16 protein-coding genes and 1 riboswitch are annotated in these 20,613 nt (G+C 67.6%); of the genes, 9 read left to right on the top strand and 7 right to left on the bottom strand.

The genetic code is table 11. From position 1 onward, the window contains the following. The first annotated feature begins 77 nt into the window (after nucleotides 1-77). A complete protein-coding gene (locus AB1281_RS23610; protein WP_005408109.1) occupies nucleotides 78-905 on the top strand; it encodes a class I SAM-dependent methyltransferase in 828 nt (275 codons plus the stop codon). A 178-nt stretch (nucleotides 906-1,083) separates the two neighbouring features. Here AB1281_RS23610 and AB1281_RS23605 read toward each other — a convergent pair whose 3' ends face one another. From AB1281_RS23605 to AB1281_RS23595, 3 genes are all read right to left on the bottom strand, one after another. Continuing rightward, nucleotides 1,084-2,142, bottom strand: a complete 1,059-nt coding sequence (locus AB1281_RS23605; RefSeq protein ID WP_430347204.1) for a metal-dependent hydrolase — start codon at nucleotides 2,140-2,142, stop codon at nucleotides 1,084-1,086. 157 nt (nucleotides 2,143-2,299) lie between these two features. Continuing rightward, nucleotides 2,300-3,100: a UDP-2,3-diacylglucosamine diphosphatase gene (locus AB1281_RS23600; protein WP_014036008.1), complete on the bottom strand. Its 801-nt coding sequence runs from the start codon at nucleotides 3,098-3,100 to the stop codon at nucleotides 2,300-2,302. Next, nucleotides 3,097-4,812 carry a lysophospholipid acyltransferase family protein gene (locus AB1281_RS23595; RefSeq protein ID WP_430347203.1) on the bottom strand — a complete coding sequence of 572 codons (1,716 nt, stop codon included), beginning with the start codon at nucleotides 4,810-4,812 and terminating at the stop codon, nucleotides 3,097-3,099. Before AB1281_RS23595 ends, AB1281_RS23600 begins: the two co-directional genes overlap by 4 nt. Nucleotides 4,813-5,147: 335 nt before the next feature. On the opposite strand from AB1281_RS23595, the gene metK reads away from it, so the two are divergent. Together metK and AB1281_RS23585 are read left to right on the top strand one after the other, a co-directional pair. After that, nucleotides 5,148-6,359, top strand: a complete 1,212-nt coding sequence (metK, locus tag AB1281_RS23590) for a methionine adenosyltransferase (RefSeq protein ID WP_010481882.1) — start codon at nucleotides 5,148-5,150, stop codon at nucleotides 6,357-6,359. A gap of 138 nt (nucleotides 6,360-6,497) precedes the next feature. Beyond that, entirely contained in the window at nucleotides 6,498-7,007 is a 510-nt protein-coding gene (locus AB1281_RS23585) for an acyl-CoA thioesterase (RefSeq protein ID WP_430347202.1), read from the top strand. Between the two features lie 80 nt (nucleotides 7,008-7,087). Here AB1281_RS23585 and ppc read toward each other — a convergent pair whose 3' ends face one another. Next, nucleotides 7,088-9,799, bottom strand: a complete 2,712-nt coding sequence (ppc, locus tag AB1281_RS23580) for a phosphoenolpyruvate carboxylase (RefSeq protein WP_430347201.1) — start codon at nucleotides 9,797-9,799, stop codon at nucleotides 7,088-7,090. 172 nt (nucleotides 9,800-9,971) lie between these two features. After that, entirely contained in the window at nucleotides 9,972-12,488 is a 2,517-nt protein-coding gene (locus AB1281_RS23575; protein ID WP_430347200.1) for a S9 family peptidase, read from the bottom strand. Nucleotides 12,489-12,608: 120 nt separating this feature from the next. Then, a riboswitch (S-adenosyl-L-homocysteine riboswitch) is annotated at nucleotides 12,609-12,692 on the top strand. Between the two features lie 36 nt (nucleotides 12,693-12,728). On the opposite strand from AB1281_RS23575, the gene ahcY reads away from it, so the two are divergent. The 5 genes from ahcY (at nucleotide 12,729) to AB1281_RS23550 (ending at nucleotide 17,704) form a co-directional block, all read left to right on the top strand. Then, nucleotides 12,729-14,174 (top strand): adenosylhomocysteinase, encoded by a 1,446-nt coding sequence (ahcY, locus tag AB1281_RS23570; RefSeq protein ID WP_004154241.1) that lies wholly within the window; start codon nucleotides 12,729-12,731, stop codon nucleotides 14,172-14,174. Nucleotides 14,175-14,434: 260 nt separating this feature from the next. After that, a complete protein-coding gene (locus AB1281_RS23565; protein WP_430347199.1) occupies nucleotides 14,435-15,223 on the top strand; it encodes a lysozyme inhibitor LprI family protein in 789 nt (262 codons plus the stop codon). A gap of 50 nt (nucleotides 15,224-15,273) precedes the next feature. Continuing rightward, entirely contained in the window at nucleotides 15,274-16,617 is a 1,344-nt protein-coding gene (locus tag AB1281_RS23560) for an XVIPCD domain-containing protein (RefSeq protein ID WP_430347198.1), read from the top strand. A gap of 110 nt (nucleotides 16,618-16,727) precedes the next feature. Further along, a complete protein-coding gene (gene ybaK, locus AB1281_RS23555; protein ID WP_430347197.1) occupies nucleotides 16,728-17,201 on the top strand; it encodes a Cys-tRNA(Pro) deacylase in 474 nt (157 codons plus the stop codon). Next, nucleotides 17,201-17,704, top strand: a complete 504-nt coding sequence (locus AB1281_RS23550) for a hypothetical protein (RefSeq protein WP_430347196.1) — start codon at nucleotides 17,201-17,203, stop codon at nucleotides 17,702-17,704. Before ybaK ends, AB1281_RS23550 begins: the two co-directional genes overlap by 1 nt. Here AB1281_RS23550 and AB1281_RS23545 read toward each other — a convergent pair. Next, nucleotides 17,701-18,294 (bottom strand): energy transducer TonB, encoded by a 594-nt coding sequence (locus AB1281_RS23545; RefSeq protein WP_430347195.1) that lies wholly within the window; start codon nucleotides 18,292-18,294, stop codon nucleotides 17,701-17,703. The two genes, AB1281_RS23550 and AB1281_RS23545, sit on opposite strands and share 4 nt — an antisense overlap. Before the next feature lie 107 nt (nucleotides 18,295-18,401). Continuing rightward, the gene (locus tag AB1281_RS23540; protein ID WP_430347194.1) at nucleotides 18,402-18,959 is read right to left on the bottom strand and encodes a DUF3228 family protein; all 558 of its coding nucleotides are present in this window, start codon (nucleotides 18,957-18,959) and stop codon (nucleotides 18,402-18,404) included. A 136-nt stretch (nucleotides 18,960-19,095) separates the two neighbouring features. Here AB1281_RS23540 and AB1281_RS23535 point away from each other — a divergent pair, with 136 nt between their 5' ends. Then, nucleotides 19,096-20,613 (top strand): amidohydrolase family protein, encoded by a 1,518-nt coding sequence (locus tag AB1281_RS23535; RefSeq protein WP_430347193.1) that lies wholly within the window; start codon nucleotides 19,096-19,098, stop codon nucleotides 20,611-20,613.

Below are 20,613 nucleotides of genomic sequence, written 5' to 3'. Positions count from 1 at the left end.
CAAACCGTAGCGTCGAGCTTGCTCGACTGAATTCCCGGAGCCGTCGAGCACGCTCGACGCTACAAGAGCCCGCCCCCATGACCCCGCCGATCTCCTCCCCGACCTACCTGCACGGATTCTCCGGCACCGAACAGCAGCGCCTGATGACCCAGGCCCGGCTGCTGGAATCGAGCATCTTCGGCCAGATCGACTACAGCGGCGCGCGGCGCCTGCTGGAAGTCGGCAGCGGCGTCGGCGCGCAGACCGAGATCCTGCTGCGCCGCTTCCCCGAGCTGCACGTGACCGGCGTGGACCTGAGCGAAACGCAGCTGGCCACCGCCCGCGAAAACCTTGCGCGCACGCCGTGGTGCAGCGACCGCTACACCCTGCAGCAGGCCGACGCCGGCGAGCTGCCGTTCGAGGCACGCAGCTTCGACGCGGCGTTCCTGTGCTGGGTGCTGGAGCACGTGCCGTCACCAGCGCGGGTGCTGAGCGAAGTGCGCCGCGTGCTGGCGCCGGGTTCGCCGGTGTACATCACCGAGGTGATGAATGCCTCGTTCCTGCTCGACCCGTATTCGCCGCATATCTGGCGCTACTGGATGGCCTTCAACGATTTCCAGTACGACCACGGGGGAGACCCGTTCGTCGGCGCCAAGCTGGGCAACCTGCTGCTGGCCGGCGGCTTCCGCGACGTGCATACCGAGATCAAGACCATCCACCTGGACAACCGCGAACCGGCCCGTCGCAAGACGATGATCGCGTTCTGGGAGCAGCTGCTGCTGTCGGCGGCCGACCAGCTGCTGCAGGCCGGCTCGGTGGACGAGGAAACCGTGGAAGGCATGCGCCGCGAGTTCCGCCTGGTGCAGAACGACCCGAACGCGGTGTTCTTCTACTCGTTCGTGCAGGGCCGCGCGACGGTGTATTGATTCGTACGATGTTGATTCGGTAGAGCCACGCCACGCGTGGCTGTCACCGCCGATGTCCCTTCATCCACGCATGGCGTGGATCTACCGGTGCGACACTGCGCTGCCGATGGAGGCAGTAGAGCCACGCCATGCGTGGCTGCCTTCGCCGGTGCCTACGCCATCCACGCATGGCGTGGATCTACGGGTGCGCGGCACCCGTCGCGGAGGCTGCCGGCTCCTGCCAGATCCGCTGCCACATCGCGGCCAGGCGGCGACCAGCGTCAGCGCGCGCGGCAGGACTGCTGTAATCCACGCGCACCTGCTCGGGCGTGATCGCCCGCCACTGCCCATCAGCCTGTTCGGCCACGACGAAGTTGAAGGTGTAGTCCGGCTCCAGGCCCATGCGCAGGTCACTCAGCACCAACCGGCCGTCAACCACCTGCGCACGCATGAAGCCACGGTTGAACCACTGCAGCTGCTGCACCGCCGGAATGGCCTGCGCTTCGCGCAATGCCTGCACGTTGGACGCATGGCCTTCGAACCGCATCGGCCCGTGGTCGGCCATCAGCGAGCGGTCACCCACCACGTAGCCATTGGGCGTCATCGCCACCACCCGCCACAGCAGGGTGTTGAACGGCATCGGTACCGAGAAGCGCGGCGCATCGCCCAGGCCCATCGCGGCCAGGCTCTGCTGTGCGGCACGGTCGACCTGTGCCTTTGCGATCAGGCCCCAGCCCAGATAGCCACTGCTGAGCAGCAGGGCCACGCCCAGCACCTTGCCCGCCCAGGGCCGGGCGCGACCGAACCAGGCAAGCACGCAACCCAGCAGAAGCCACACCGTGTAACCCGGGTCGATGATGAAGACGCTGGAGCCCATGGTCGGATGCGGGCGCAGCGGCCACCACAACTGGGTGCCGTAGACGGTGAACGCATCCAGCACGGGATGGGTGACCAGCGCCAGCTGCATCGCCCAGAACCAGCGCACCGGCGACTGCGCGACGCGGCCGTTGCCGAAGCGCTTGAACAGCCACCAGATCAGAGCAGCCACCCACGGCAGCACCAGCAGTGAATGGCTGAAGCTGCGGTGCTCGATCATGTTCGCCACCGGGTCGGCGGCGGTGAAACCAAGCCACAGGGCATCGAGGTCCGGCAGGGTGCCAAGCGCGGCACCGGCCAGCAGGGCCGCACGGCGATGGCCGGGCGGGGCGATGGCAGCGGCGACGGCGCCACCGAGCACGATCTGGGTCAGGGAGTCCATGGGCCGATGCTAGCGGCTTGTGGGGGCGCCGTCTCGATGGCACACCTGCTGAAGAGCGCCGCTCGCGCTTTTCTGTAGCGTCGAGCCATGCTCGACTGCGGTACGCGGGGCAGTCTGAGAAGAGCAGTCGAGCATGGCTCGACTCTACAAGAGAGGGTCAGGCCGCTTGCTTGATGCGCGCGCCCGGCAGTTCCACCAGGGTCTGGCCGTTGTGGTCGAGCAGGCGCAGCGCGCCATCATGGTCTTCGGCCAGTGCGGTCAGGCTCTCCACCCAGTCGCCGTCGTTGGCGTAGACCAGGCCATCGCGTTCGACCAGCGCCGCGCGGTGGATGTGGCCGCAGACGATGCCGTCCAGGCCGCGCCGACGCACGTCATCCAACCCGGCCTGCACGAAACGCTCGATGTAGCGTTCGGCGGCGCCGCTGCGCTTCTTCAGGAACTCCGACAGCGACCAGTAGCGCATGCCCAGCCGGCGCCGCACGGCGTTCAGCGCCTGGTTGCCGGTCAGGATGCGGTAGTACAGCCAGTCGCCGAACTTTTCCTGCAGGCCGCCGAAGTGGGTCACGCCGTCGTAGTCGTCGCCGTGCGCGACCAGCAGCCGGCGGCCATCGGCGGTCACGTGGATGGCGCGGCGGCGCACCTGCATGGCCGGCAGCATCAGCCCACATACGTGGCGCAACGATGCGTCGTGGTTGCCGGGAATGTAGATGATCTCGGTCCCGGCACGGCGCAGCGCGTGCAGGGCCTGGATGACTTCGCTGTGCGACTGCCGCCAGTTGGCGCGGCGATGCGCCATCCACCACAGGTCGATGATGTCGCCGACCAGGTACAACCGTTCGCAGCGCAGCTGCGAGAGGAACCGCGCCAGCTCGGTGGCATGGCAATGACGTGAGCCCAGGTGCACGTCGGAGACGAACACTGCGCGCCGGTGCGGCGACAGGTTCGCCAGCGTGCTCATGCCGGCGTCCCCGCGTCGCGCAGGTAGCGTTTGCGCTTGTTTGGCCGTATCGCGCACAGGTCCACTTCGATCAGGCCATCGATCGAATCACTGAAGTCAGGGTCGACGCCGAAGGCGAGGAAGCGCGCGCCGCCGGGTTCGCACAGATCGGTGTACTGGCGGTACAGCGTCGGTACGCCGGTGCCAAGTGCGGCCAGGTTGGCCTTGAGCACATCGAACGCGGCACCTGCATCCAGCTCGCCGAAACTTGGCGGTGCGGCGAAATACTGGAAGGGGCGGTTCGATTCGGCCAGTCCCGCGGTACCGCTGTAGTAGCGCTGGTAGTACGCCACCAGCTGCTCGCGTGCATCACGCGGCAGCGCCGCGCTGATCGACACTGCGCCGAACAGGTAGCGGATGCCCGGCCGGCACTGCAGGTAGGCACCGATGCCCTGCCACAGGTAATCCAGGCTGCGGCTGCCCCAGTAGTCGGGTACCACGAAGCTGCGACCCAATTCCAGGCCTTCGGCAATGTGGGTGATGGCATCGTCGGAATAGCGGAACAGCGACGCGCTGTAGAGTCCGGACAGTCCATGCCGGGCCAGGGCCTGCGCGCCGCGCATGATGCGGTAGGCACCGGCGATGCGCTGCGCGGCGGCGTCCCAGATCACGATGTGCTCGTACTGCGGATCGTAGTCGTCCAGGTCGCGGCTGCGCCCGGTGCCCTCCCCCACCTGGCGGAAGGTCAGCTCGCGCAGGCGGCCCAGCTCCAGCAGCAGTGGCGAATCGGCGGTACAGGTCGCCAGCAGGATCTGCTTGCCATCGGCGGTCTGGCCCAGCTGGGTCGACGCGGCAATGCCAGCGGCCACCTGCGAAGGCGGCACCGGGGCCGCCAGCGGCTCGGGGCCTGCGCAGGCTGCGGGATTGCCGGCCGCGCCAGTGCGGCCCAGCGCATACAGCGCGCGGCGCACCGCCAGCAGCTGTGCGCCCGGGTCGCCGCCCTTGCCCAGCTGCATCGGCTCGCCGATGCTCAGCCGCAGCGGACGGCCACGACGGGTGAACATCTCGCGCGCCAGCAGCGCGGTGCCCGCCGGCTTGAACAGGGTCGAGGCGCCGTAGAACAGCGCCGAGTTACGCGCCTCCACCCGCACCGGCAGCACCGGCGCGCCAGCGGCACGGGCAAAGCGGACGAAACCGCGCTGCCAGCGGCCATCACGGATGCCGCGCAGCGACAGCCGCGAGACCTCGCCGGCCGGGAACACGATCACGCACTGCTCGGCGGCCAGCGCCTCTTCGACGGCATGCAGGCTGCCACGCTGGGCCTTGCCACCGAGGATGCGCACCGGCAGCAGCAGGTCCTGCAGTGGCGCGATCGCCCCCAGCAGGTCATTGGCCACGATCCGCACGTCGCGGCGGATGCGGCCAACCGCGTCCAGCAGTGCGAGGGCATCCAGTGCCCCGGAGGGGTGGTTGGCGACGATCAGCAGGCGGCCGGTGGCCGGGATCCTGGCCAGCGCGGCCGGGTCCACCTGGTACTGGCCGTCGATGAATTCCAGGCCGGCGGCGACGAAGCCGAAGCCACGCAGGCCTGAGCTGCGCTGCAGGAAGGCTTCGATCTGGTCCAACCGCGACCAGCGGCCGACGCTGCGCAGCAAGGGCCGGGCCAGTTGGCCACGACGACCATGGAACCAATCGGGGAAGCGTTGCTGGAGACGCTGTTCAAGTTCCTGCATGGCAGATCCACTCATGCCCGGCGGCCGGATTGGCCGACAGCCTGCGCCCGGCAGGCGGCAGCCAGATGGCGGTTTTTGGGCAGAACGATGACGGCCGCACAGCCGCTGCCGGGCGTTGTGGCCCGCGCAGTCGGGGCCGGTAGCCGCCCGGTGCGTTGTCACGCTGGTGGAACACTGGGCCTCGAGGCTGAGCCCCAATCCCGGCCGGACGGCCCCTGCAGGGCCTACGCGGGCTTAACCACCGGCAACCGGTACAGGTTCACAATGCACAGGCGGCGCACCCCGTGTATCATTCGCGCCCATCTTTCCATCCGAATCAAGGGATATTACGCCTGATGTCCAGCTATCTCTTCACCTCCGAGTCGGTCTCCGAAGGCCATCCGGACAAGGTTGCCGACCAGATCTCCGATGCGGTGCTGGACGCGATCCTGACCCAGGACCAGCGCGCCCGCGTGGCCTGCGAGACCATGGTCAAGACCGGTGTTGCCATTGTGGCCGGTGAAATCACCACCAGCGCCTGGATCGACCTGGAAGCGCTGACCCGCAAGGTCATCACGGACATCGGCTACGACAGCTCCGACGTCGGCTTCGACGGCGCCACCTGCGGCGTGCTGAACCTGATCGGCAAGCAGTCGCCGCACATCGCCCAGGGCGTGGATCGCAAGAAGCCGGAAGAAATGGGCGCTGGCGACCAGGGCCTGATGTTCGGCTATGCCACCAACGAGACCGACAGCTACATGCCGGCCGCGATCCACCTGTCGCACCGCCTGGTCGAGCAGCAGGCCAAGATCCGCAAGAAGAAGAACTCGCCGCTGTCGTGGCTGCGCCCGGACGCCAAGAGCCAGGTCACCCTGCGCTATGAAAACGGCGTGGTCTCGGCCATCGACGCCGTGGTCCTGTCGACCCAGCACGCCCCGGGCATCAAGCAGAAGGACCTCATCGAGGCCGTCCGCGAAGAGATCATCAAGCCGGTGCTGCCGGCCAAGTGGCTGCACAAGGGCACCAAGTTCCACATCAACCCGACCGGCAAGTTCGAGATCGGCGGCCCGGTGGGCGACTGCGGCCTGACCGGCCGCAAGATCATCGTCGACACCTACGGCGGCTGGGCCCGTCACGGTGGTGGCGCCTTCTCCGGCAAGGACCCGTCCAAGGTCGACCGTTCGGCTGCCTACGCGGCCCGCTACGTCGCCAAGAACGTGGTTGCCGCTGGCCTGGCCGACCGTTGCGAAGTGCAGGTCTCCTACGCCATCGGCGTGGCTGAGCCGACCTCGATCTCGGTCACCACCTTCGGCACCGGCAAGATCAGCGACGACAAGATCGAGAAGCTGATCCGCAAGCACTTCGACCTGCGCCCGTACGGCATCATCAAGATGCTGGACCTGGTGCACCCGATGTACCAGCAGACTGCGGCCTATGGCCACTTCGGCCGCAAGCCGAAGGAGTTCAGCTACCTCAACGGCGAAGGCGAGACCGTCAACGCCACGGCCTTCTCCTGGGAGAAGACCGACCGCGCCGCCGCCCTGCGCGCCGATGCGAAGCTGAAGTAAGAAACACGAAGGGCCGCGCAAGCGGCCCTTCTGCTTCTGGTAGAGCCGGCCGCTGGCCGGCTTTTTCATGGCCTCCGGAAACAGTCGCGTGATTGCCGGCCAGCGGCCGGCACTACCGGTTGTCGATACAATCGCCGCATGTCGACCGAACTGAAAACCCACCAGCTGTCCATGACCGTGCTGATGTCGCCGGAGATGGCCAATTTCTCCGGCAAGGTCCACGGCGGCGCCATCCTGCGCCTGCTCGACCAGGTCGCCTACGCCTGTGCCAGCCGCTACGCCGGCAGCTACGTGGTCACCCTGTCGGTGGACCAGGTGATGTTCCGCCAGCCGATCGCGGTGGGCGAGCTGGTCACCTTCCTGGCCTCGGTGAACCATACCGGCACCTCGTCGATGGAGATCGGCATCAAGGTGGTGGCCGAAGACATCCTCAAGCGCAGCGTGCGCCACGCCAACAGCTGCTTCTTCACCATGGTGGCCGTGGATGAGGAAGGCCGGCCGACGGCGGTGCCGCCCCTGCAGCCGGTCACGTCGGACGAGAAGCGCCGCCAGGCAGCCGCATTGATCCGCCGCCAGCTGCGCCAGGAAATGGAGCAGCGCCATCTGGAACTGCTGGCGTCGAATCCGCCGTCGCCGGAGGAGGAATGAGGTAGTGCCGGCCGCTGGCCGGCAACTTCATGAAACCCGGAAGGAAATTGCCGGCCAGCGGCCGGCACTACCGCAACACCTCACCCCGTGTTCTGCACACCCTGCGAAACACCGTTCACGCACGCCACCAGCGCGCGCAGTAACTCGTCATCCTCGCGCCCGCTGGCCCGCCAGCGCTGCAGCAAATCCACCTGCAGCACGCTGATCGGATCGACGTAGGGATTGCGCAGGCGGATTGACAGCGCCAGCCGCGCATCGTGGTCGAGCAGCGTCTGCTGGTCCATCAGCGCCAGCAACCAGTGCCGGGTGAGTTCCAGTTCGCGCTGCACCTGCGGGAAGAAGCGCCCGTGCAGGTCGCCCGACAACAGCGAGAACTGCTCGGCGATGGTGATATCGCCCTTGGACAGCACCATCGCGATGTCGTCCAGGAACGTACGGAAAAACGGCCAGTCACGCGCCATCTCGCGCAGGGTCTGCTCGTGGCCAGCATCGACTGCCGCCTGCAGGCCACTACCCACGCCATACCAGCCGGGAATCACCGCGCGTGCCTGGCTCCAGGCGAACACCCACGGAATCGCACGCAGGTTGCCCAGTGCCGCGTCCTGGCCGAGCCGGCGTGACGGCCGCGAGCCCAGCGTCATCCGCTCGATCACGTCGATCGGCGTGGCGGTGCGGAAGTAATCCATGAAACCGGCCTGGCCGACGAAGGCGCGATATATCTCGCTGCTGGCAGACGCCACCGCGTCCATCACCGGCCGCCACTCATCTTCGCGTGGTTCGGCGGCACGCGGCCGCAGGCTGGCGCGCAGCACCGCGCCGGTGGCCTGCTCCAGCGAGCGCAGGGCCAGCGCACGAATGCCGTACTTGCGATGGATCACCTCGCCCTGCTCGGTCACCCGCAGGCGGCCATCGATGCTGCCGCGCGGCGAGGCATCCACCGCGTGCGTGGTCTTGCCGCCACCACGGCTGATCGAACCACCACGGCCATGGAAGAAGGTCAGGCGGATGCCGGCCTCGGCCGCCACCTCCAGCAGTTCCACCTGCGCACGCTGCAGGCCCCAGCGCGAAGCGGCGATGCCGCCGTCCTTGCTGCTGTCCGAATAGCCCAGCATCACCATCTGCACGTCATCGCGTGCGTGCAGGTGTGCGCGATAGATCGGATCGGCCAGCAGGTCGCGCAGGGTCGCGGTGCCACGCTTGAGATCGTCCACCGTCTCGAACAGCGGCGCGATATCCAGCGGCACCGCCCCGCCCGCTTCCACCAGGCCGCCACGGCGTGCCAGCGCAAGCACCGCCAGTACATCGCTGCGGTCATGTGCCATCGAGATGATGTAGCTGCCCAGCGCATCGCCACCATGGCGCGCACGCGCATCGGCCAACGCCGCGAACACCGCGTCCAGTCGCCGGTTGCCTTCGTCGTCGCCCTTCGGCAATGGCGCGTCACCACTGGCATGCGGCGCCAGCAGGCGCGCGCGACCCAATGCATCCAGACCGTCCCATGCTGCGTCGCCGCCCAGCACGGTGGCCAGCGCGCGCGCGTGCACGCTCGATTCCTGGCGCACGTCCAACCGCGCCAGGTGGAAGCCGAAGGTCTTCACCCGCCACAGCAGGCGCTGCACGGCAAAGCCACCGGCATGCTCACCGCGGTTCGCACGCAGGCTGTCGAGGATCAGCTGCAGGTCGTCGATCAGTTCGTCCGGGCCGGCGTAAGCGCCCTCGCCATCGTCCAGCGTCGCCTGCAGGCGGGCGCGCATGCGGTCGTTGAGCAGGCGGTACGGCATGTCGGCATGGCGCGGGCGCGACTGCACCTGCGGCAGCAACTGTTGGTACTGCACCACGCGCGCCTGCAGTGCATCACTGACCCCCACCCGCTCGGTGGACTGGCTGAGCAGGCTGGCCAGCTGCAGCAGTTCCTTCTGGTAGCGCGCGAGTACCGCCTGTCGCTGCGCATCCAGCGTATTGCGGATGGTGTGGGCATCCACGTTCGGATTGCCGTCCATGTCACCGCCCACCCAGGTGCCGAATCGCAGCAGGCGTGGCAGCGGCAGTTCCTCGCCATAGGTATCGCGCAACGCCTGCTGCAGTGATTCGTACAGCACCGGAATCACCCGGTACAGCACCTGCACCAGATAGAAGCCGACGTGCTCGCGTTCGTCATCCACGGTGGGCCGCACCGGCGAGGAATCGGTGGTCTGCCATGAGGCGGTCAGCGCCATGCGGAAGCGCGCGGCATCGGCGGCGGCTTCTCCGGGCGTGCGCTGGCCGTCGAGGTTGTCGACCAGGCTGGCCACCATCAGCTGCTCTTTCTCCAGCAGCGCGCGGCGCACGGCCTCGGTCGGGTGCGCGGTGAACACCGGCTCGATGTCGATGCGGGGCAGCCACTGCGCCAGCTCGTCCAGGCCCACGCCCTGCGCCTTCAGGTGCTGCAGCGCATCCTGCAGGCCGTCGGGCTGCGCCCCGGCGGTACCGGCACGCTGGTAGTCACGGCGACGGCGGATGCGATGCACGCGCTCGGCGATGTTGACCACCTGGAAGTAGGTGCTGAAGGCCCGCACCATGGTTTCTGCCTGCTGCGGCGTGCGCCCGGCCAGGCCTTCGGCCAGCTCCGACAGTGGCGCCTGGTTCTCGCGCCGGGCAATGGCGCGGGTACGCACGTCCTCGACATCGTCGAGGAAGGCCGCCGATACCTGCTCGACCAGCAGGTCACCGACCAGTGCGCCGAGCCGGCGCACGTCGTCGCGAAGCGGAAGATCGGGGGAAGCAAACTCGATGCTGCTGCGGTACTCGTTCATCGGCGACGCACAGGCCTCGGTCAACGGATCCAGACCCCAAGCCTAAACCAGAACGGGCGTCGTGCTGCGATGCAAAAATGGTTTCACCTGGTAGTGCCGGCCGCTGGCCGGCAACCTCAGGTTGTGTGGCTCCATGAGGTTGCCGGCCAGCGGCCGGCACTACCGGGTCCGGTCAGCGCTTCTTCTTCGTCTTGCCCTGCTCGGCCGGGCCGATGGTCTGCTCCAGCCAGCGCTCGCTTTCAGCCAGCATGGTCATGATCGATTCGCGTGCGCGGTAGGCATGCGACTCGTTCGGCAGCATCACCAGCCGCGCGGTGCCCCCCAGGCCCTTCACCGCCGCGAACATGCGCTCGCTCTGGATCGGGAACGTGCCGGAGTTGTTGTCGTCCACGCCGTGGATGAACAGGATCGGATCCTTGATCCTGTCGGCGTAGTTGAACGGCGCCATCTTCTGGTAGGCGTCCTGCGCCTGCCAGTAGTTGCGCTCCTCGGCCTGGAAGCCGAACGGCGTGAGCGTGCGGTTGTAGGCGCCGCTGCGCGCGATGCCCGCCTTGAACAGGCGCGTATGCGCCAGCAGGTTGGCGGTCATGAACGCACCGTAGGAATGGCCACCAATGGCGATGTGATCGCGATCGGTCACGCCACGGCGCACCACTTCATCCACGGCGGCCTGCGCGTTGGCCACCAGCTGTTCGATGTAGGTGTCGTTCGGCTCCTTGTCGCCCTCACCGATGATCGGCATCGACGGGCTGGCCAGCACCACATACCCCTTGGCCAGGAACGCCTGTGGGCCCCAGTAGCTGACCGCATTGAAGCGGTACGGCGAATCGGTCACCTGGCTGGCCGCGGCCGCACTCTTGAACTCACCCGGATAGGCCCACATCAGCAGCGGCCGCGGGCCGTCGCGCTTCGGGTCGTAGCCCGGCGGCAGCAGCAGGGTTGCGGTCAGGTCTACGCCATCCTTGCGCTTGTAACGGATCTGCTCCTTCTGCACGCCCTTCAACTGCGGCAGCGGATGCGCGAAGTGGGTCAGCGCACGCGGCGCAGCGCCGGCATCGGCCAGCGACTGCACGTAGAAGTTGGCCGGCTCGTCCGGGCTTTCGCGGCTCAGCAGCAGCGAGCTGCCCTGGTTGTCCAGCAATGCCACCGGCAGCGCATAGCTCGGCGCCTGCGAGTGGAACAGGCGCGTCGCCTTGCCCGTGGCGATGTCGAAGCGGTCCACGAACGGACGGTCGCCTTCCGGCGAAGCGCCGGCACCGGCCAGGTACAGGCTGCTGCCATCGGCGCTGGTCTGCAGCAGCCAACGGCCGCGCTCGTCGCTGGCCAGCAGCGGCCGGCCTGGATCGGCATAGCGGTCCTGCGCGTCACGATCCCACAGCAGGCGCGGTTCGGTGCTGGCATTGTCCGGGGCGATCAGCCAGGTCTTGGTCCTGCGGGTCTTCCACCACGATTCGGTCAGCAGGGCCAGGTCGCCGCGGCCCCAGCTGATGCCGGCCAGGCGGCTGCCAAGCTGGGCCAGTGTCACCGGCGGCCTGTCGAACGGCGCGGCCTGCATCAGCACCGCATCACGCACCTTGGCGTCCTTGTTGGGGTCGCCACCATCCTGCGCTTCGGCCCAGACCAGGGTCGCTTCGGCATCACCACGCCAGCCGATGTCACGCACGCCGGTCACTTCGGCGTCGTTGCCGGTAGGCAGGCCTTCCACCAGCGGTCGCACGGCCACGGTATGCACCAGCTTGCCGCTGGCACGATCGATCACTTCAATGCGGCGCGGGAAACTGCCCACCGGCACCACGTAGGAATATGGGCGCTGCACCGGCTGGCGCAGCACGAAGCGGCCGTCGGGCGACACCGAGAAGCCCATGAAGATGCCGGCCGCGCCGATCGCACGGGTATTGCCATCCAGGCTGACTTCCACCGGCTGGGAGGTGGCGTAGTAGTCGAACTGGCGCGCGTCGGCTTCGTTCTTCAGCAGGTCCTGGTAGGTACGGATCGACACCACGCCATCGCCCTGGCGGGTCTGCTGCACGGCCGGGCCGGTCGGGATGCCGTCGGTGGCCGGGGCGGCACCGAGGTTGGCCGGGCGGGTGAACACCACCAGCCCGCGGCTGTCCGGCAGCCACTGGTAGCCGCTGCCGATCACCGTGTTCAGGCCGGCAACCAGGCGGCGTGCACTGCCACCGGCCACGTCCACCAGCCACAGTTCGTTGGCGCCGCTGGCGGCCTCGACCTGGTTGAAGGCCAGCCACTTCTGGTCCGGCGACCACATCACGCTGGCGATCGACAGCTTGGCCGGCAGGCCGCTGATCTGCCGTTCCTTGCCGTCGCCCACGTTCATCAGCCACAGCTTCTCGCCGAAGCTGAAGCGGCTGTCGGAGAACGTGCGCGGGTTGATGCGCAGGCCGGCCAGCTTCAGTTCCGGCTGCGCCACCACCTGGATCGACGGCAGCGACGGCATCTGCATCAGCGCGGCCACGTCGCGGCGCGGGGACAGGTACAGCGAGGGCGCGCGCGGTGCGTCGACCACTGCCTGCAACGCCGCCGAGGGCAGTTCGTAGCCATTGACGCCCTGGGCCTGTGCCGCTGCGGGCTGCGGGGCCACCGCCCAGGCCAGCGGGGCCACGGCCAGCAGTCCCATCGACAGGACCAGGCCGGTCCAGCGCCGCGTACGGCGCACGTGCATGCTCATCGTTCTACCTGCGTGATGCGTGAAAGCATCGACCTTAACAGGCCGTGCACGCGCCCCCATCTGCCGATGGTTGGGTCATCCGGATGTCATGCCGGGGCCGCGATATAATGGGGGTTCTCCCCTGCCGAGGGGCGCTGCGACCGGATCCCATGAGGCCCGGCCAGGCTCGGTAAGGTGGCTTTGTAACAACGGCGCCCGGCTAGATGCGAGCACCCGCTCGCCCACAACCGGAGCACACGAATGAACGCTGTTGCCAAGACCTTCTCCACCGAAGGTGATTACAAGATCCGCGACATCACGCTGGCCGACTGGGGCCGCAAGGAACTGGACATCGCCGAGCACGAAATGCCGGGCCTGATGTCGATCCGCCGCAAGTACCAGGCCGAGCTGCCGCTGAAGGGCGTGCGCGTGACCGGCTCGCTGCACATGACCATCCAGACCGCGGTGCTGATCGAGACCCTGAAGGACATCGGTGCCGACGTGCGCTGGGCCTCGTGCAACATCTTCTCGACCCAGGACCACGCGGCTGCCGCCATCGCCGCCACCGGCACCCCGGTGTTCGCCTGGAAGGGCGAAACCCTGGAAGAGTACTGGGACTGCACCCTGGACGCGCTGACCTTCACCCTGGCCGACGGCACCCTGACCGGCCCGGAGCTGGTGGTCGACGACGGCGGTGACGTGACCCTGCTGATCCACAAGGGCTACGAGCTGGAAAACGGCAGCGACTGGGTCAACACCGCTTCCTCCTCGCACGAAGAACAGGTCATCAAGAATCTGCTCAAGCGCGTCGCCAAGGAGCGCCCGGGTTACTGGGGCCGCGTGGTCAAGGACTGGAAGGGCGTCTCCGAAGAGACCACCACCGGCGTGCACCGCCTGTACCAGCTGGCCCAGGCCGGCACCCTGCTGATCCCGGCAATCAACGTCAACGACTCGGTCACCAAGAGCAAGTTCGACAACCTGTACGGCTGCCGCGAGTCGCTGGCCGACGGCCTGAAGCGCGCGATGGACGTGATGCTGGCCGGCAAGGTGGCCGTGGTCTGCGGCTACGGCGACGTCGGCAAGGGCTGCGCTGCATCGCTGCGTGCCTATGGCGCGCGCGTCATCGTCACCGAGATCGACCCGATCTGCGCCCTGCAGGCGGCGATGGAAGGCTATGAAGTCAACACCATCGAATCGACCCTGGGCCGTGCCGACCTGTACGTCACCACCACCGGCAACAAGGACATCATCCGCATCGAGCACCTGAGCGCGATGAAGGACCAGGCCATCGTCTGCAACATCGGCCACTTCGACAACGAGATCCAGGTCGACGCGCTGGTGTCGTTCGCCGGCATCAAGCACGTCAACATCAAGCCGCAGGTGGACAAGTACATCTTCCCGAACGGCAACGCGATCTTCCTGCTGGCCGAAGGCCGCCTGGTGAACCTGGGCTGCGCCACCGGCCACCCGAGCTTCGTGATGTCCAACAGCTTCGCCAACCAGACCCTGGCACAGATCGACCTGTGGGCGAACAAGGACAGCTACGAGAAGAAGGTCTACCTGCTGCCGAAGAAGCTGGACGAAGAAGTGGCCCGCCTGCACCTGGAAAAGATCGGCGTGAAGCTGACCACCCTGAGCCAGGAACAGGCCGACTACATCGGCGTGCCGGTGGAAGGCCCGTTCAAGCCGGACCACTACCGCTACTGATGCCCGCGGGGTGCCGGCCAGCGGCCGGCACTACCGGCGTACACGGGGTCGGATCCCTTTCCGCCGGAAAGGGCTCTGACCCCGGCAACAGATGCAGACAGAACGGGCGCCTTCGGGCGCCCGTTCTGCGTTCGCGGCGCCCCGCAGCAGATCCGCGCGCCCTGTCACAGAGCCCTAAGAAGCCGCTTGCTAGTCTCTATGCCCCCATGGACTGCCAACTGCAGGCCATGCGCCGGGACGCAGACACCAAAGGACAGGACATGCCGCGCAACAATGACCGAGTGACCCGGGCGATGAAGCCCCTGATGATTCTGTGCTGGGTGGCCCTGCTGGCCGCCTGCAGCCCGCCTGGCAGCGATGCCGCTGCCAGCGCGCCGGCAGCGGCCAGTGGACAGGCCAGTGCCGACGGCAAGGCAACCAGCACCCCGGCAGCGGCCACGGGCAGCAGCACTGCCTGCGCCGCGGGGGCATCGCAGGTACAGACCCTGATCTGCAACGACCCCGCCCTGTTGCAGCAGGAAGGCGAGCTGGCCAAGGCCGAAGCCTCCGCACGCGACACCCTCGATGCCGCCGGCAAGGACAAGCTGCAGGCCGAGCAGCAGCGCTGGATCCAGCACACGCGCGACCTGTGCGGTGACGCGCACTGCCTGCAACAGGTATTTGCCGATCGCCTCAGGGTGCTGTCGGCCACGCGCGACGGCCTGGTCGACCAGGACGCCTGCGAAGTGCCCGATGGCCAGCAGCAGTGCGTGGACCTGCTGGTGCTGCGCGATCCCAACAACCAGCTGGCGAACTTCAACACGCTGCTGGGAGAAAACGGCCAGGAAGGCCGCCTGCTGGGCTGCACGGCCGCCACCAACATGGGCGGTGGCCCCAACGCCGTGCTGGCGGCCAACTGCATCCAGGAAACCACCGCCGGCAAGCGCAACGTGCAGCTGTGCAACAACCAGATGGTCGGCCAGTTCGCCCTGGAACCGGCACCGGCCGCCTACGGCACCCAGGCCGTCCGCCAGCTGCTCGGCTTCACCCAGCAGCACTGCGCCGGCTGACATCCGCTGGGTGCGCCCGGCGCTTTTTCCCTCATTGAAGGACGATGACCATGGCAAAGGATTCCACCCTTACCCGCGAACAGCTGTCCACGCTGTTCCTCAACACGGAGCTGGGCGGCAACACCCGCCACCTGGACCACTTCTCATACGCGCAGAAAGGCGCAAGCACCTACTCGTTCGGGCTGGTGCAGTTCGATGTCGGCGGCAATCCACAGGCCAGGCGCTTCCTGCGCGACAACGGCTTCACCGCAGCTGACATCGAACTGCTGTCCCAGCAGGGCGGTTTGAGCACCCAGCAGCTGGCGGCGCTTGACGCCAAGTTGCAGGCCATTCCGCAGGCGAAGATGGACCAGCTCACCAACGACAAGCTGGACAGCGCCATCGAGCGCGTCGATGAAGCCATCGCCAAGGTGCGTGCCACCAACCCGGCCGCCGCCGATGCCATCGCGGCCAACCCCGAACTGCAGCTGGCCATGGCCGACTATGACAACCAGTTCGGCAGCATGGGCCCGCAGTTCATCAACTATCTGGCCGGCAACGCGGAAAAGCTGCAGGGCGGTACCGTCCAGGCCGGCAATCCGCCGACCCGTGGCGACGTGCAGAACTTCGTCGATGCCACCAAGTACGGCATCCAGTCGCCGGCCGCGGTGACCAGCCGCGATGAGCGCTTCGACCGGGCCATGACCCAGCTGGGCATCACCCCCACCCATGCCCCCTCGCACGGGTCGCCCGGCGCGCCCGGCAGCAGCGGCGTACTGGTCAGCGGCGCCAGGGGCGATGAGGTGCAGGCGATGCAGCAGAAGCTGGCCGACCTGGGCTATCTGGGCAAGGACGGAAAGCCGCTGGTGGCCGATAGCGATTTCGGGCCCGGCACCCTGGAAGCGGTCAAGCAGTTCCAGCGTGAGCACCAGCTCACCGTCGATGGCAAGGTCGGCGCCACCACACTGGGTGCGCTCGACAAGGCCATCGCGCAACAGCAACAGCAGGCCGCCGAACCGACCATGGCCACCCCCGGCCACGCCGACAACCCGCGTTACCAGCAGGTCGTGGAAAAGCTGGAAACGCTGGAAGAACAACGCCGCCAGGGTGGCCTGGCGCCGCTGTTCAATGACCGCAGCGAGCTCGAGAACGCCGCAGGCCAGGTGGCCTACGAGTCCAAGTTGGCCGGCATGAGCCAGGTCGATACCGTGCTGGCGCGGCCGGACAACCAGGGGGTGTTCGCAGTGCAGGGTCAGCTTGGCGATCCCGCCATGCACCGCACTTACGTCGACCTGTCGCAGGCGGTGAACCACACGCTGCAGGACAGCACGCGGCAGAGCCAGGCGCTGGACAACGAACTGTCGCAGCGACAGACCCAGGAACAGATTCAGACGCAGCAGTCGATGTCGCGCTGATCCTGGATGCCGACGATCGCAACCGGGACGGGCGCCTTCGGGCGCCCGTTCTGCGTTGATGCGCGAGTCTCGGTCAAGGCAACACCCCTGCCCCGCGCTAGGATGCCCCCATGACCCCGGCCATCAACCTGCTCAAGCGCGAGAAGATCGCCCACACCGTGCGCAGCTACGTGCACGACGCCCACGCCGAATCCTATGGCGGCGAAGCCGTCGACAAGCTCGGCCTCGACCCGGCCCAAGTGTTCAAGACCCTGCTGGCCAGCACTGAAGCACACGAACTGCTGGTGGCAATCGTGCCGGTCGCCGGCCAGCTCGACCTGAAGGCGCTGGCCGAAGCCGCCGGCTGCAAGAAGTGCGAGATGGCCGCCGCCGATGCCGCGCAACGCGCGACCGGCTATCTGGTCGGTGGCATCAGCCCACTGGGGCAGAAGAAGCGCCTGCGAACCTTCCTGGACGCCAGTGCCGAAGTGCTGCCCGCGCTGCATGTCAGCGCCGGGCGCCGCGGCCTCGAGGTGGAACTGGCACCGGCCGATCTGCTGCGGCTCACCGCCGGCCACTACGCTGCCATCGGCAAATCACGCTGATGCGCTGGCCGTGGTCTGCAGCGCCGATACCCCGGCTCGACGATGCACAGGCCGACGTGCTGCTGCAGGACCTGTTGTCGCGCGACGGCACGCGCATCAGCGACGCCGCACGCACGGTCGCACGGCTGTTCAGCGCGCCCTCGCTGGATGCATTGGCCGCATACGCGGAACTGATTGAACAACGCTGCCAGGGCGTCGCGCTCGGCGGCATGCTGATCAGCAACCAGGCGCATCTGAAGGCGGCCCTGCGTCGGCTGCATTACTGGCACGCGCGCGAGGGGTGCCTCTGCGCACTCAATCCCAGCTACCCGTTCTTCGATCCGCGTCGTCTGGTTGAACAGGGCCAGATGCAGCTGCGCTCGGTGGAAGAAGCCGAAGGCGGCTGGGGGGATTGCCACATCGTTGCATGCGAACAGTGCGGCCAGCATTGGCGGGCCATCGACCGCGAGTACCACTACCCGTGGTGGGAGTGGATAGCCCTGACTCCGGCATCGGTCCGCTAGCCGCCTGAGAACGCCACCGTCGTCCGCACCAGGCTCATGCGCGTGGCGCTGAACGCCCACCACTCCCGCTTCGATCGCCATCCCAGCGCGGCCTTGCCCGCCGCTTCATCAAGCAACGGGTGGCCGCTGGACGTGGCCACGATGGCCGCCTTGACGCGCCCCTCGTCGTCCAACAGAAGGTGCAGGTGAACAGTACCTTCCTGCTTGTCGGCATGCGCGGCCGCCGGGTAATCCGGCATCGACGGACGATCAAGCGTCCAGCGTGGGTCGTCCTGGATGAACAGCGAGCTGCGGGCCGAGAGCGGGCAACGCGGCGGCATCTGCAGTTCGAACCCCGCCGCGCCCGCGACCTGCTGTACCTGCGCAGGCTGGCCACACGCGATGACGGAGAGGGCATCCAGCATGCGCTGCTGGCGCTGCAACGCTGCCGCATCGCGCCCCTGCGCGCGGAAGATGCAGCGTCCGCCGTCCTGCGAAGCCCGCAACTGCTCGACACCGGCATCGCGGACCGGCGCCAGCTCGGCCAGGCTCCCACAGGCGGCGCCGGCATCGTACCCCGGCGAGCACCCACCGCCGGCAAGCAGCACCACCAGCAGTGCACTCCATCGCATCACCCGTCCCAGCATCATCCGCGCTCCGTGCATCGTTGTGCTGCCATGGTAGCGCGGTGCGCAACCGGCACGTTCACACTGTCGGATCACGGCCGCCAGTTGGCGTTGTTCTCCCAGAACACCACCGAGCGCTGGTAGGCCTCCCGATCCAGTGGCACGCCGGAACCGCCTTCCTCCACGCCCAGCGCATTGCGCATCATGGTGATCGGCGCCATCGGCACTTCTTCCGGTTCGGCGGTATAGATGCAGCCGACGATGCCCCAGTCGGCCTCGATCGGCGAACCTTCCCTGGCCAGCTGCTCGGCGCTGTACAGGATCACCACCAGGTAGTTCGCACGCGGCGATTCCACGCCCTCGAACCAGCGCACCAGTACCGGCAGTTCCTCGCGGTTGCGCGCTTCGTAGCCGCTGCGCAGCTGGTGGCGGTTGGCCTCGGTGACCGGCACCGTCAGGCAGCGCGTGCTGGTCCAGTTCTCGTAGACGAACAACTTGCAGAACGGCGCGTAGCCGTCGACCACCTTCAACGGCGCGTGTGCATTGAGGTGTGCCTCGAACTGCTCGGCAGTGCAGTCCTGGATGGTGTTGCCGCGCGGCACGCGCGGGAACAGGCGGGGACGGGCGAAATCGGTGAGGACGATGGACATGGCATGGCGTGGTCAGGAGTTCCACCGCACAGGGTAACCGCCCCGGAGGCAGGCAGGGCCGGATGCCGATGGTCACTGGCGCCCGCGTCCGGCTTGCAGCACTCTGCAGGCGACCCAATGCAAGGATCGCCGGCTCATGGATGCAGCACGCGCGTTGCCCCGTTCCACCCGCCGTCGGCGATGGCCGATCGCCCTGGCCATCCTCCTGCTGGCGCCGCCATTGCTGTTCGCCGCCGCCCTGCTCTGGCCGCTGTCGGCACCGCCGTTGCCCGAGCCGGGCAACAGCCGCGTGATCGTCAATGCCCGCGTGGTGGATGTCGAGCGCGGCCACGTCAGTGAACCGACCACGGTAACAGTGCGCAATGGCACGATCACCGCCATTGGCGAAGTGCCACGGGACACCACAATGCCCGTTCTTGATGCCGGTGGCCGGTGGCTGCTGCCCGGTTTCTGGGACATGCACACCCATGCACTGCAGGTGTCGCCGCAACTGCAGTTCCCGCTGATGCTGGCCAACGGCATCACCGCTACCCGCGACATGATGGACTGCCCGCAAGCCACTGATCCGCTGATCGCCTGCGTGGCCGACAAGCGCCGCTGGACCGCACAGGCCATTGCAGGGCAGCACGTTGCACCGCGCTTCGTGCAGATCGCCAGTTTCTACTTCGAAGATCCGACACTCGCGCCGGGGGCCGCCGCCGAGCGTGCACGCACGTACAGCGCGCGTGGTGTTGATGCGTTGAAGGTCTACAACCGGCTACGTGCGGATACCTACCAGCGGCTGGCCACCGAGGCGCAGCAGCTGCGTCGCCCGCTGGTCGGCCACCTGCCCAAGGCCGTGCCTCTGGAAGACGCGGTGCAGGCAGGCCAGCGCAGCTTCGAGCATGCCCATCTATTCGTACGCCACTGCTTCGACAACGCGGCGGCGTGGCGCGGCGGCACGCTCGACAGCGAGGATCCAACCGCGCTGGCCGAACGCATGGTCGGCGGCTACCAGCCCGCGCTCTGCAACGAGGCGTTCGGTGTGATGCAGGCCAGCGGTGCCGCGTTCGTGCCGACGCACGTCACCCGCGAGGAAGACGCGCGCGCACGCGACCCAGCCTTCGTCGACGATCCGCGCCTGGCCTATCTCGATCCGCTTTCACGCTGGGCGTGGCGTGATGACCTGCAGGCCACCGTAGCGCGCTACCCCGGCCTGCGCGGCGAAGACGCATTGAAAGCCTACTTCGAGCACGGGCTGGCGTTGACCGGCGCCGCGCATCGCGCCGGCGTCACCGTGCTGGTCGGCACCGATACCGGGCTGGGCGGCCTCCGCTTCCACGATGAACTGCAGTGGCTGCGGCAAGCCGGCCTGAGCCAGGCCGACGTATTGCGTGCTGCCACGCTGCAGGCTGCGCGCCATCTTGACCTGCAGGCATCGCATGGCAGTGTCGAGGTCGGCAAGGTGGCCGATCTGGTGCTGCTCGATGGCAACCCGCTGCACGACACCGCCAGTACCCGCCGCGTGCATGCGGTGCTGCTGGCCGGTCATCTCTACGACCGCCCGCGGCTGGATGCACTGCTCGCCTATGCGCGCAAGCAGGCACGTTCGCCCGCCGTGATGGCGCGGTTGTTGTGGGGCTTCCTCACCAGCCCGGTCAGTGCCGAGCTGTAG

Source organism: Stenotrophomonas sp. NRRL B-14846 (genome assembly GCF_050473585.1).
Taxonomy (GTDB): domain Bacteria; phylum Pseudomonadota; class Gammaproteobacteria; order Xanthomonadales; family Xanthomonadaceae; genus Stenotrophomonas.
Note: the sequence above shows the minus strand (reverse complement) of the source record. Positions and strands in the feature narration are given on the sequence as shown.

Bases quoted from the DNA above. Each gene is read 5' to 3' on its own strand.
- AB1281_RS23610 (WP_005408109.1), top strand. From the start codon at position 78: ATGACCCCGCCGATCTCCTCCCCGACCTACCTGCACGGATTCTCCGGC.
- AB1281_RS23605 (WP_430347204.1), bottom strand. From the start codon at position 2,142: ATGGACTCCCTGACCCAGATCGTGCTCGGTGGCGCCGTCGCCGCTGCC.
- AB1281_RS23600 (WP_014036008.1), bottom strand. From the start codon at position 3,100: ATGAGCACGCTGGCGAACCTGTCGCCGCACCGGCGCGCAGTGTTCGTC.
- AB1281_RS23595 (WP_430347203.1), bottom strand. From the start codon at position 4,812: ATGCAGGAACTTGAACAGCGTCTCCAGCAACGCTTCCCCGATTGGTTC.
- metK (WP_010481882.1), top strand. From the start codon at position 5,148: ATGTCCAGCTATCTCTTCACCTCCGAGTCGGTCTCCGAAGGCCATCCG.
- AB1281_RS23585 (WP_430347202.1), top strand. From the start codon at position 6,498: ATGTCGACCGAACTGAAAACCCACCAGCTGTCCATGACCGTGCTGATG.
- ppc (WP_430347201.1), bottom strand. From the start codon at position 9,799: ATGAACGAGTACCGCAGCAGCATCGAGTTTGCTTCCCCCGATCTTCCG.
- AB1281_RS23575 (WP_430347200.1), bottom strand. From the start codon at position 12,488: ATGAGCATGCACGTGCGCCGTACGCGGCGCTGGACCGGCCTGGTCCTG.
- ahcY (WP_004154241.1), top strand. From the start codon at position 12,729: ATGAACGCTGTTGCCAAGACCTTCTCCACCGAAGGTGATTACAAGATC.
- AB1281_RS23565 (WP_430347199.1), top strand. From the start codon at position 14,435: ATGCCGCGCAACAATGACCGAGTGACCCGGGCGATGAAGCCCCTGATG.
- AB1281_RS23560 (WP_430347198.1), top strand. From the start codon at position 15,274: ATGGCAAAGGATTCCACCCTTACCCGCGAACAGCTGTCCACGCTGTTC.
- ybaK (WP_430347197.1), top strand. From the start codon at position 16,728: ATGACCCCGGCCATCAACCTGCTCAAGCGCGAGAAGATCGCCCACACC.
- AB1281_RS23550 (WP_430347196.1), top strand. From the start codon at position 17,201: ATGCGCTGGCCGTGGTCTGCAGCGCCGATACCCCGGCTCGACGATGCA.
- AB1281_RS23540 (WP_430347194.1), bottom strand. From the start codon at position 18,959: ATGTCCATCGTCCTCACCGATTTCGCCCGTCCCCGCCTGTTCCCGCGC.
- AB1281_RS23535 (WP_430347193.1), top strand. From the start codon at position 19,096: ATGGATGCAGCACGCGCGTTGCCCCGTTCCACCCGCCGTCGGCGATGG.